This window comes from Streptomyces sp. NPDC052114 (assembly GCF_040680155.1).
In the GTDB taxonomy this organism is placed as follows: Bacteria; Actinomycetota; Actinomycetes; order Streptomycetales; family Streptomycetaceae; genus Streptomyces.
In genome coordinates, this window is the sequence record NZ_JBFAWC010000008.1 from 170,406 (window position 1) to 181,868 (window position 11,463).

The following is an 11,463-nucleotide window of genomic DNA, read 5'->3' on the forward strand; positions in this document are numbered from 1 at the left end:
GGTGCCGACCGTGCCCCCGGAAGCCTCCGCGGCCTCCGGGGGCGCGGCTCTTGGGGGTTCCTGCCGGTGTGCGACTTGCGTCACTTCGGGACCTAAGTCCCATAACCCCCCTGTCGGAAGTCCTGGGCGTTGTTGTCTACTGGGCCGCATGCTCCAGGATGTCTCGATCATTCAGCAGATAGGCGTGGCCGTGCTCGCCGTGGCGACCGTCGTCTGGGCCGTCGGCCTGGTGCGGGTGATGCGCAAGGACCGCCCCGACGTGGAGGTGTGGCGTCAGGCGCAGGCCCTCCGCGCCCTGCCGGTCCAGCAGGGGCCGCCCCGCGCGGAGACCGTGGAGCTCACCGCCGACGAGCGGGCCGCCTTCGCCGGTCTCGTACGGCAGTTCGGCGACGGCCGCTCGTAAGACGGCCGCCCGTAAGACGGCCGCTCGTAAAACGGCACCGGGCCCGGCGCCCGGCGGACACGTCCCGCCCTACGCCCCGCGGGCCCCCGTGGCCCTGCGCGCCATCGCCGCGCGGGCCGCTTCCTCGCTGACGTACACCTCGCACATGTGCCGGCCGTCCGGCGTGAGCGTGTGCTCCACCTCCCACAGGCTGATCTCGCCGCCGTCGAAGAGCAGGAACGCGTGCTCGTAGAGCGAGTAGCTCTGGCGCGCCTCGCCGGGCAGGCGGGAACTGCCGAAGGCCTGCGTGATCTGGTGCGCGAACGCCGAGCGCAGCAGCGCCGTGACGTCCTCCCCGGGGTGGTCGCCGTCCGGGTTCTCCGCGCGGCGCAGCACGCGGCGCGCGTGGTCCGCGGAGTCGTCGGGGACGTACGCGTGCCGGGGCGCGGCGTCGGGCGGGAGCTGGAGCGCGAGATGCCGACCGCACATCGGCGGATCGGGCGGCAGCGGCAGCCGCGAGGTGGCGACGCCCGCCTCCTCCTCGTCGGCGTAGATCTCATGCGTCGGGGCGCTGCCCTGCGCGGTGTTGTGGACCAGCTCCCAGAGCGTGAGCACCGTCGCGTCGGCGAGCAGCCAGGTGTGTCTGTACGTCTCGCGGTGCAGGCCCGAACTGTGGTGCGCGGAGTGCAGGGCGCTGTCGTGGGCGAGGGCGGAGCCGAGGCGGCTCATGACCTCGTCCGGCAGGTCGAAGGAGTTGAGGGCGCGGCCGAGGAGTCGCTCGAGATGCTCCTCCGGAGAGTGTGGCTCGGGCGACTCGGGTGGCTCGTACGCCGTTTCGTACGGAACGCTCAAGGCTTCTCCCGGCGTTGCTGCATGTCACCTGGTGAGTGCATACCGTAGCCCCTGGGTCCGACATCATGCCCGGGAACGGGAAAACGCACGAGCCGCGTGAGGGGTTCCCACGCGGCTCGTGTCGTCGTTTGCCCGGTATGGGCGTGAGGCGGCTGCCCGGTAGGGGCGTCAGGCGGCGCTGCCCGCCGTCCACTCGCTCCAGGACATGTTCCAGCCGTTGAGGCCGTTGTCCGGGGCGATGGTCTTGTCCGGCGAGCCCTTGACCGTCACGACGTCGCCGATCAGGGAGTTGTTGAAGAACCAGGCGCCCTGGGTGTTCGGGTCGCCCGCGCCGCGCGCGTCCTGGAGGCCGACGCAGCCGTGGCTGGTGTTGGCGCTGCCGAAGATGGACGGCGAGCCCCAGTAGTTGCCGTGGATGAAGGTGCCCGACTGGGACAGGCGCATGGCGTGCGGCACGTCCTTGATGTCGTACTCACCGCCGAACCCGACCGTGTCGCCGTTCATACGGGTCTGGGTGAACTTCTCGGAGATCACCATCTTGCCGTTGTACGTCGGGTTCGACGGGCTGCCCGCGGAGATCGGGACGGTCTTGATGACCTTCCCGTCGCGCTCGACCGTCATCTTCTTGGCCTGCACGTCGACCGTGGAGACCTGGGCGCGGCCGATGGTGAAGGTGACCGTCTTGTTCTGCACGCCGGTGGCGCCGTTCGCGCCCTTCACGCCGTCCAGGGCGATCTTCATCGTGACCGTGGAGCCGGCCTTCCAGTAGTCCTCGGGCCGGAAGTCCAGGCGCTGGTTGCCGAACCAGTGGCCGACGACCTTCTGGCCGCTGCTGGACGTCACCGTGATGTGCGACTGGACGTCCTTCTTCTCCGTGATCGCCTTGTCGAAGGTGAAGGAGACCGGCATGCCGACACCGACCTTGGCGCCGCCGTCGGGCGTGTAGGTGCCGATGAAGCTGTTGGCCGAGGAGACCGTGGTGAACGTCGCGTTCTCGGTCGCCGCGTTGCCCTCGCCGTCCTTGGCGTTGGCGGTGACCTTGTACTTGGTGCCGCGCTCCAGCTGGCCCTTGGGCTTCCAGCTGGCGCCGTCGCCGGAGATGGCGCCCTCGACCGCGGTGCCCGACGTCACCGACGTCATCTTCACGCTGGTCAGCTTGCCGCCCTTGACCTTGACGCCGGTGGCGTTGATCGAGGCGTCGGTGGCGCCGTCCTTGGAGGAGATGGTGATGTCGGCGCCCTTGGCGGCCGAGCTGCCGCCCTTCTTGTCGTCCTTGGCGTCGGCGTCACCGCCGCAGGCCGTGAGGGTCAGCGCACCCACGGCGGCGAGCGCGGTGGCCGCCAGCAGGGCACGGCGCCGGGGGTTGACTATGACCGACCTTGTCACGGGCTGCTCCAAGTACGTGTTCTGATCCAGTACGAACTAAGAGTCGCCTGTACGCGGAGAGGTTCCCTCCGGGTGGTGTGAGTACGGGCACACCGGGGGCGTGAAATCGCCCCAACGCGCCGTGCGCTGGGGGTGGTTGACAGCATTTCAACCGTATTTCGCGCCCCTTGCGAGACTATGCGCCGTTAATGAAGTTTGTTGCTTATCGCCGCTAAAGGTCGTTATAAGAACCTCTGTAAAGGTCGTTGTAAGAGGGGAATGTTCCACCCGGTGTCTCGACGGACTCCGCCGCGAGCAGCGCCCGCACGATCGACTCCGTCACCAGGTCCGCGCCCGCCGCGAGGATCTCGTTCAGGGCGAGGGGGTTGTCGGCGGCCAGTGCGTGCTCGCCGGTGGCGAGGGCGAAGACCGTGTCGCCGTCGTTGAGGAGATGGACGGGCCGCACCGCGCGCGCCATGCCGTCGTGCGAGGTGCCGGCGAGCTTCTGGGCCTGGGCCTTGGTGAGATCGGCGTCGGTGGCGACCACGGCCAGCGTGGTGTTCAGCGGCGGCGGTCCGTGCTCCGCGTTCTTCGCGACGGCCTCGGCCAGGCGCCGCCTCGCCTCCTCGTGGGCCTCGGGCGAGGGGTAACGCACCTGCCGCCCCTGGAAGTACCGCCCGTACAGCGCGCCCGTCTCCGGGTCGAACCCCGCCCCCGCGGCGTTCGCCACGACCAGCGCGGCGACCGTGATCCCCGAGTCGAGGCGGACGCTCGCACTGCCGACGCCGCCCTTGACCGTGCCGACCACCGCGCCCGTGCCCGCGCCGACGCTGCCCTCCTCGACCGGCGTGAACGCTTCGGTGCGCGCGGCGTCCGCCACGGCGGCCCGGCCGGTCGCCGCGTCGGGGCGGGCGCCGAAGTCGCCGCCCCGGCCCAGGTCGAAGACGCAGGCGGCCGGGACGACCGGCACGACGTGCGCGGGGTCGGGGCCCACCCGCACGCCCCGGCCGTGCTCCTCCAGCCACGCCATCACGCCGGACGCGGAGTCCAGGCCGTACGCGCTGCCGCCGGTGAGGACGACGGCCTCGACGCGCTGCACCAGATTGCGCGGGTCGAGCGCGTCCGTCTCGCGGGTGCCGGGTCCGCCGCCGCGTACGTCCACGGCGGCGACGGCCCCGCCCTCGGGCGCCAACACGACAGTCGTCCCGGTGAGTTGCCCGTCGCCGACCCGGGTGGCATGCCCGACGCGCAGGCCCGCGACATCGGTCAGGGAGTCAGTGCTCTTACGAGTCATGCGTCGATGCGTATCACGCGGGGCGGTCGGGCGGGCAGCCGTATGCCGGGCGTTGCGGCCGGTATCCGTCGGACGTCGGGCCGGTGTCCGACGGACGTCGGGGCCAGTGTCCGGCGCGCGTCGGGGCCGGTATCTGTGAGTCGTCGGGCCCCGACGGCCGGCGCGTCATGCCGCTGTCGCCCGGCGGGTCATGCGCGCGGTGAGTGTCGTCCCCGTCGCGACCGTCGCCGCCATCACGAGCCCCGCCACGAGCACCGCCCAGCGCCCCGCGAACGTACTCGCGAGCACCGCCAGCGCGCTGACCGGCAGCACCAGTTGCTGGGCGAGCCCCACCTTGAAGTAGCGGGAGTGCAGCGCCCACACCGTGATCAGGTACAGCGCCGTCGGCACCGTCACCGCGGCCGACGCCGCCCACGCGGAGATGTGCGCCTTGCCCACCGCGTGCTCGACCGCCACCTCGATCCCGGCACCGATCGCCGCGGCCGACCCGAGGATCACGTAGTGGCCGTACCCCCACAGGAACGCCTGCCGGTTGCTCTCCAGCCGGCCGTGGATCGGCACGACGAAGTAGATCCACCACGCGGCGAACACGATGAGGAGGCCGCCCGCGGCGATGGGCAGCAGCTCGTCGAGCGCGTCGTGTTCGTCCATGCCCGACTTCACCGCGACGGTCGCCGCCGCGATCGTCTCGCCGAGCACGATGATCGTGAACAGGCCGTACCGCTCGGAGATGTGGTGCGGGTGCCAGGCCGTCGTGTACGCCCGCTCCGCGATCACCGGCACGGACATCTCGGCGACCGCCATCACGAGGAACAGCCAGGACCGCGCGCCCTCCGGCAGGAACAGCAGCCCCGACCAGCCGATCTGGCAGAGCACCACACCGGTCGCGTACCGCAGGGCCGTGGTGCGCTCGGCGCCCGTCGCCGCCCGGGCGGCACGCAGCCACTGCGAGGCGAGCGCGACCCGCATGATCAGGTAGCCGAGCCAGATCAGCAGGAAGTCGTGGTCCTGGAAGGCCTTGGACACACCGGCGGCGAAGACGAGGACACCGGCGATCTGGATGAGCGTGACCACGCGGTACAGCGCGTCGTCGTTGTCGTACGCCGAGGAGAACCAGGAGAAGTTGACCCAGGCCCAGAACAGCGCGAAGAAAAGCATCGCGTAGTTGAGGATGCCCTCGCCGGTGTGTCCCTCGGCGACGGCGTGCACCAGCTCGGCACCGGCCTGGGCGACCGCCACGACGAAGCAGAGGTCGAAGAAGAGCTCCAGCGGTGTCGCCGCGCGGTGCTCCTCGTCGCGCCCGCGCGCCAGGAGCGGCCGCAGCGGCTTCGGGAACGGTGGGGGTGAGGGGGGCGCGCTCGCCGAGGTGCCGTGGCTCCCGGGCGTGGGGGAGTCGGGAGAGGTTGTCATGCCCTCCAGGACAGCAGAAGGAGTACGCCGAATCAGGCTGCGGCGCCGACCGCCACGGCAGTGACACCCGGCCGACGCAAGGCCTGCTCGTACCGGCGCAGGACCAGGGCCGCCACGTCCGGGTGATCGGCGATCGGCTCCGCCACGGCGTCGGCCCCGGCCGCGGCGAGCGCGACCGTGAATCGCCCCGGCGCGAGCAGGTGCGTGGCCACGGCCACCCTGCGGTACCCGGTGGCCCGCAGCCGGGCCACGGCGTCGGGGACGGTGGGCGCGGCGGCCGAGCAGTACGCCGGGCGCACCGGGACGCCGGGCAGCAGCCTGCGCAGCTGCCGGGCGGCGATCCGCGCCCCGTCGTTGCCACCGGGGCGCGCGGACCCCGCGGAGGCGAGGACGACGGCGTCGGCCCGCAGCCCGGCGCGGGCCTCGGCCTCGCGCAGCCGGTCCCGCAGGGCGAGCGCGACGGCGGGCTCGCCGCGGAGCCCTTCGGTGAGCACGCAGCTCGGCGCCCGGTCCGCGACGACGGCGGGAATGTCGACGGTCCGGTGGTAGCCGTCGCCGAGCAGAAGGGGCACGACGACGGAACCCTCCCGCAGCGCTTCGGCGAGCGAGGGGGACTGGTGGTCGAGATGACCGACGACGGGACGCACCCCACCGAGCGCCTCGACCTGCTCGCAGAGCCGCCGCAGCGTGGCACCGGCTCCGGGCAGCGCGCTGCCGTGCACGGCGAGGACGAAGGGACGCGGGGGCGCGGGGCGCGCGGGGTCGGGGTGAGGGGGCGTGCGGCGCGAGGGATCGGGGCGCGGGGGTGCGGGGCGCGCGGGCGTGGGGGATGTGGGGAGGTAGGGCTCTGTGGGGGCCGGGGCCGGGGCCGGGGCCGGGGATGAGGCGAGGCGGGGCTCTGCGGTGGCCGGGGCGAGGCGGGGCGGCTCTGCGGTGGCCGAGGGGAGGAGGGGCGGCTCTGCGTTTGCCGGGGCGAGGTGGGCCGCTGGGTGGTCTGCCGGGCGTGGTGGCTCTGGACGGTCTGCCGGGAGCGGTGGCTCTGGACGGTCTGCCGGGCGTGGTGGCTCTGCGCGGTCTGCCGGGCGTGGTGGCCCTGTGCGGTCCGCCGGGAACGGTGGCCCTGTGCGGCCCGCCGGGCGCGGTAGCTCTGGACGGCCCGCCGGGTGCAGTGGCTCTGCGCGGCCCGCCAAGGACCCTCGCTCGGTTGCTGTCCGAAGCTGTCGCACTGCTCGGCCCACCCGGAACTCTCGCGCGGTCCGGTGCGCCCGCGGCGGGCACGCCGGAGATCTTGGAGTGCGGGCCCGGGGCGGGACAGTGGTGTCGCCGCACTCCCGCCCCGGAAACCGCATCGCCACGGGCTGCGCTCTTGGTCGGGGAGCAGCCCGTCGCCCTCGACGCTACGCCCGCGCCGGCCGCCGGACCGCCGCCAAAAGGCCTGACCGCACAGGTCGTTGGGCCCGCGCAGAGGGGTCCTTATCGGCCCGGCGGCCCGCCCCGCCCGGCCTACCGTCAAGAGGAACGCACCCAGCCACCTCAGACGACGGAGTGTGCCCCCATGACCCAGAACCTGGTGCTCATCGGCCACGGAATGGTGGGCCACCGCCTCCTGGAACTGCTCGCCGAGCGCGGCGCCCTCGCCGGCTCCGCCCCGGACGGCCGCGGCTGGCGGGTGACCGCGCTCGCGGAGGAGGACAGGCCCGCCTACGACCGCGTCCACCTCTCCTCCGCGTTCACCGGCGCCACCGACGCCGAACTCTCTCTCTGCGAGCCCGACTTCCTCACCCGGCACGGCATCGACCTGCGCCTGGGCGACCCCGCCGAGCACATCGACACCGGGGCCCGCACGGTCACCACGACCTCCGGCGCCACCGTCGCCTACGACGCCCTGGTCGTCGCCACCGGCTCCTACCCCTTCGTGCCGCCCATCGAGGGCGCCGACGCCCCCGGCTGCTTCACCTACCGCACCCTGTACGACGTCGAGACCCTCACCGCGTACGCCTCCGATGAGGGCCGCACCAAGGGCGTCGTCATCGGCGGCGGACTCCTCGGCCTGGAGGCCGCGGGCGCCCTGCGCACCCTCGGACTGAGCACCCACGTCGTCGAGTTCGCACCCCGGCTCATGCCGCTCCAGGTCGACGACGGCGGTGCCGCGGCACTGCGCGCCACCATCGAGTCGATGGGCGTGGCCGTGCACACCGGCGTCGGGGCGAGCCGGGTGGAGACCGACGCCGACGGATCCGTGCGGGCCCTGCGGCTGAGCGACGGCCGCACCCTCGGCGCCGACGTGATCGTCTTCTCCGCCGGGGTGCGCCCCCGGGACCGCCTCGCCCGCGAGGCCGGGCTCGCCGTGGGTGACCGGGGCGGCGTCGTGGTCGACGAGCACTGCCGCACCACCGACCCGTACGTCTACGCCATCGGCGAGTGCGCCCAGACCTCCGACGGCCGCGTCTACGGCCTGGTCGCCCCCGGCTACCAGATGGCCGAGACGGTCGCCGACGCCCTCGCGGGCGAGGGGACCTCGGTCTTCACCGGCGCCGACACCTCCACCAAGCTGAAGCTGATGGGCGCCGACGTCGCGTCCTTCGGCGACCCCTTCGCGCCCGAGGGCGAGGACGGCGGCGCGGTCTCCGTCGTCTTCTCCGACACCCGCGAAGGCGTCTACAAGAAGCTGCTCCTGGGCCCCGAGGGCCAGCTGCTCGGCGGCATCCTCGTCGGTGACGCCGACGCCTACGGCACCCTCAAGCCGCACGCGGGACGCCCCCTGCCCGCGCCTCCCGAGGCCTACGTCCTGCCCGCGTCCGGCGTGGAGCTGCCCGGCGCCGACGCCCTGCCCGACGACGCCGTCGTGTGCAGCTGCCACAACGTCACCAAGGGCGCCGTCCGCGCCGCCGTCGCCGAGAACTCCCTCACCGACATCGGCGGCATCAAGCAGTGCACCAAGGCCGGCACGGGCTGCGGCGGCTGTCTCTCCACCCTCCAGTCCGTGCTCGACGCGGAGCTCGCCGCCGCCGGCATCGAGAAGCCCAAGGGCCTGTGCGAACACTTCGCGCTGAGCCGCGCCGAGATCTACGAGACCGTCCGCACCGAACGCATCCGCTCCTTCACCGAGCTGATGGCCAAGCACGGCCTGGGCGGTGAGGGCTGCGTGGTCTGCAAGCCCGTCGTCGGCAACGTCCTGGGCACCCTCGCCCCCGAACTCGGCCTCGGCCACGTCCTGGACGGCGAACAGGCCACCCTCCAGGACTCCAACGACCTCTTCCTCGCCAACCTCCAGAAGGACGGCACCTACTCCGTCGTCCCGCGCGTCCCCGGCGGCGAGATCACCCCCGCCCAGCTCATCGCGATCGGCGAGGTCGCCCGCGACTTCGACCTCTACACGAAGATCACGGGCGGTCAGCGCATCGACCTCTTCGGCGCCCGCGCGGACCAACTCCCCGCGATCTGGCGACGCCTGGTCGACGTGGGCCTGGAGTCCGGCCACGCCTACGGCAAGTCCCTGCGCACCGTGAAGTCCTGCGTCGGCGCCAAGTTCTGCCGGTTCGGGCAGGGCGACTCCGTCCAGCTCGCCATCGACCTGGAGCTGCGCTACCGAGGCCTGCGCACCCCCCACAAGATCAAGGGCGGTGTCTCCGGCTGTCTGCGCGAGTGCGCCGAGGCCCGCGGCAAGGACATCGGCGTCATCGCCACCGCCAACGGCTGGAACCTCTACGTCTGCGGCAACGGCGGCACCAGCCCCCGCCACGCCGACCTCCTCGCCGCCGACCTGTCGACCGCCGAGCTCTTCCGTCTCGTCGACCGCTTCCTCATGTACTACCTGCGCACCGGCGAGCGCCTGGAGCGCACCGCCCCGTGGTTCGAGCGCGTCGGCGGCCTCGACCACCTGAAGTCCGTCCTGATCGAGGACTCCCTCGGCATCTGCGCCGAGCTGGAGGCCCAGATGGACCGGCACGCGGCGGCCTACCAGGACGAGTGGCAGGCGGTCCTCGACGACCCGCGGGCCCTCGCGCGCTTCGAGCGGCACCTCGCGCAGCCGTCGCCCGCGTTCCTTGAGCCGGGCCGTGGCCGGGCGGCCGTCCTGCCCGACGGCTCCGAGGCCGCCCTCTTCAAGGACGGCGGCGGCACGGTCTACGCGGTCGGCAACCGCGACCCGTTCTCCGGGACCGACGTGATCGCCCACGGCATCCTGGGCACGCGCGACGGCCGACCCGTCGTGGCCTCGCCGATGCACAAGCAGGAGTTCGACCTGCGCACGGGGCAGTGTCTGGACGACCCGTCGGTCGCGCTGCCGGTGCACGAGGTGCCGGCGGCCGAAGCCTCGGCGAACGAGGTCTGAAGTCCCTTCACATGTGCGGTCTTTGGCCCGGTCGGCAGGTGCCCTACGCCTCTGCTGTCCGGGCCCCGCGCGAAGGATCGTGGATACGTCAGGCCCCGTAGCAAGGTCGGGACCCTGAGCGAACTGGGAACCAACATGAGATCGCCTGCCGCCCAAGAAGCGCGGACCGCGCCCGAGGGCACGTCGTACGACCCCGCGCAGTACCGCCCCGGCCGCACCATCACCGACTGGGAGCCGGAGAACGAGCTCTTCTGGAAGTCCACCGGCAAGAAGGTCGCCGCCCGCAATCTGTGGATCGCGGTCCCCGCCCTGCTCGTCGCCTTCGTGGTCTGGCAGGTCTGGTCGGTCACCGCGACCAACCTCGCCGACGTCGGCTTCAGCTTCTCCACCTCGCAGCTGTTCTGGCTGACGGCGATCCCGGGTCTGACCGGCGGCACGGCCCGGATCTTCTACACGTTCCTGGGCCCGATGGTCGGCCAGCGCCGCTTCACCGCGCTCTCCACGATCGTCCTGGTCATCCCGCTGATCTGGCTCGGCATCGCGGTCCAGAACCCCGACACCTCGTACGGCGTGATGGTCGTCATCGCCGCCCTGTGCGGCGTCGGCGGCGCCAACTTCGCCTCGTCGCTCGCCAACATCGGCTTCTTCTTCCCGAAGAAGGACAAGGGCAACGCGACCGGCATCAACGGCGGCCTCGGCAACCTCGGCGTCTCCGTCGTCCAGCTGCTCACCCCGATCGTCATCACCAGCTCGGTCATCGCGGTCGGCTCGGCCCAGCACAAGGCCGACGGCACGCCGGTCTGGCTGCAGAACGCCGCCTTCCTGTGGGTGCCCGTCCTGGTGATCCTGGCGGTCGTCGCCTGGTTCGGCCAGAACGACCTCAAGGTCGCGGCGACCCCCTTCAGCCAGCAGAAGATCATCTTCAAGCGCAAGCACAACTGGCTGATGACCTGGCTCTACGTCGGCACCTTCGGCTCCTTCATCGGTTTCGCCGCGGCCCTGCCGATGCTCATCAAGACCACGTTCACCCCGATCGACGCGGCCTACTCGGCGGCGACGTACGCCTGGATGGGCCCGGCCGTGGGCGCGCTCGCCCGCTGGGCCGGCGGCTGGATCGCCGACAAGATCGGCGGCGCGCGGGTCACCATCATCTCGTTCGTCGGCATGGCGATCTCCATCGTGGGCGTCATCAACTTCCTCCCCTCCGGCGGCGACAACGGCAACTTCTGGGGCTTCTTCGCCTGCTTCCTGTGCGCGTTCTTCTTCTCGGGCATCGGCAACGGCTCGACGTTCCGCCAGATCCCGGTGATCTTCCGCAACCAGCACCTGAAGGGCCTGACCGAGGGCACGCCCGAGTACGCGAAGGCGCTGAAGCAGTCGGAGATGGAGGCGGGCGCCGTCACGGGCTTCACCTCCGCGATCGCGGCGTACGGCTTCTTCTTCATCCCGGCGATGTTCGCCAACTTCGCGGTCACCAGCGCGATGTGGGGCTTCGTGGGCTTCTACGTCAGCTGCATCGCGGTCGCCTGGTGGTTCTACGCCCGCAAGGGCGCGGAGTCGCCCAGCTGACGCCCTCGACGGCGTGAGCGGCACGGTCCTGGCGGGCCGGGTGTGGGAGCACCCGGCCCGCCTTCCGCGATTTCCGGACCTGTACCACGGGAAATCCGGGAAATTCTTGTGAATGCTTTCACAAGCGAACTTAGGTCCAAAGTCCCACAGGAAACACCTGGTCAACGCACGTTTCATCGATCGCGTACGCACGGAAAAGGGCCTTTCGGTCCCCGATCGAGGACCATTGCGGCCCCTTTGATCGATCAAAAAGGAGTG

At 71.7% G+C, this 11,463-nt stretch carries 8 protein-coding genes; 3 read left to right on the plus strand and 5 right to left on the minus strand.

Going from position 1 to position 11,463, the window contains the following annotated elements; genetic code table 11:
• The first annotated feature begins 148 nt into the window (after positions 1-148).
• On the plus strand, positions 149-403 hold the full coding sequence (locus AB0L89_RS19395; RefSeq protein WP_365142313.1) for a hypothetical protein: 255 nt from the start codon (positions 149-151) through the stop codon (positions 401-403).
• Positions 404-472: 69 nt separating this feature from the next.
• Here AB0L89_RS19395 and AB0L89_RS19400 read toward each other — a convergent pair whose 3' ends face one another.
• The 5 genes from AB0L89_RS19400 to AB0L89_RS19420 form a co-directional block, all read right to left on the minus strand.
• Complete coding sequence (locus tag AB0L89_RS19400) at positions 473-1,234, minus strand: DUF6227 family protein (protein WP_365142315.1); 762 nt, start codon at positions 1,232-1,234, stop codon at positions 473-475.
• A gap of 168 nt (positions 1,235-1,402) precedes the next feature.
• Entirely contained in the window at positions 1,403-2,620 is a 1,218-nt protein-coding gene (locus AB0L89_RS19405) for an Ig-like domain-containing protein (RefSeq protein ID WP_365142317.1), read from the minus strand.
• Between the two features lie 211 nt (positions 2,621-2,831).
• Positions 2,832-3,893: a P1 family peptidase gene (locus AB0L89_RS19410; RefSeq protein ID WP_365142319.1), complete on the minus strand. Its 1,062-nt coding sequence runs from the start codon at positions 3,891-3,893 to the stop codon at positions 2,832-2,834.
• A 165-nt stretch (positions 3,894-4,058) separates the two neighbouring features.
• Positions 4,059-5,303 carry a low temperature requirement protein A gene (locus AB0L89_RS19415; RefSeq protein WP_365142321.1) on the minus strand — a complete coding sequence of 415 codons (1,245 nt, stop codon included), beginning with the start codon at positions 5,301-5,303 and terminating at the stop codon, positions 4,059-4,061.
• Between the two features lie 32 nt (positions 5,304-5,335).
• A complete protein-coding gene (locus AB0L89_RS19420) occupies positions 5,336-6,025 on the minus strand; it encodes a CbiX/SirB N-terminal domain-containing protein (protein ID WP_365142323.1) in 690 nt (229 codons plus the stop codon).
• Positions 6,026-6,858: 833 nt separating this feature from the next.
• On the opposite strand from AB0L89_RS19420, the gene nirB reads away from it, so the two are divergent.
• Positions 6,859-9,636, plus strand: a complete 2,778-nt coding sequence (gene nirB, locus AB0L89_RS19425; RefSeq protein WP_365142325.1) for a nitrite reductase large subunit NirB — start codon at positions 6,859-6,861, stop codon at positions 9,634-9,636.
• A gap of 135 nt (positions 9,637-9,771) precedes the next feature.
• The gene (locus AB0L89_RS19430; protein ID WP_365142327.1) at positions 9,772-11,205 is read left to right on the plus strand and encodes a NarK family nitrate/nitrite MFS transporter; all 1,434 of its coding nucleotides are present in this window, start codon (positions 9,772-9,774) and stop codon (positions 11,203-11,205) included.
• Positions 11,206-11,463: the final 258 nt, after the last annotated feature.

What these genes read in the sequence shown, in the direction of transcription:
- nirB (WP_365142325.1), top strand. Translation starts at nt 6,859, where the DNA reads ATGACCCAGAACCTGGTGCTCATCGGCCACGGAATGGTGGGCCACCGC.
- AB0L89_RS19430 (WP_365142327.1), top strand. Translation starts at nt 9,772, where the DNA reads ATGAGATCGCCTGCCGCCCAAGAAGCGCGGACCGCGCCCGAGGGCACG.
- AB0L89_RS19415 (WP_365142321.1), bottom strand. Translation starts at nt 5,303, where the DNA reads ATGACAACCTCTCCCGACTCCCCCACGCCCGGGAGCCACGGCACCTCG.
- AB0L89_RS19395 (WP_365142313.1), top strand. Translation starts at nt 149, where the DNA reads ATGCTCCAGGATGTCTCGATCATTCAGCAGATAGGCGTGGCCGTGCTC.
- AB0L89_RS19410 (WP_365142319.1), bottom strand. Translation starts at nt 3,893, where the DNA reads ATGACTCGTAAGAGCACTGACTCCCTGACCGATGTCGCGGGCCTGCGC.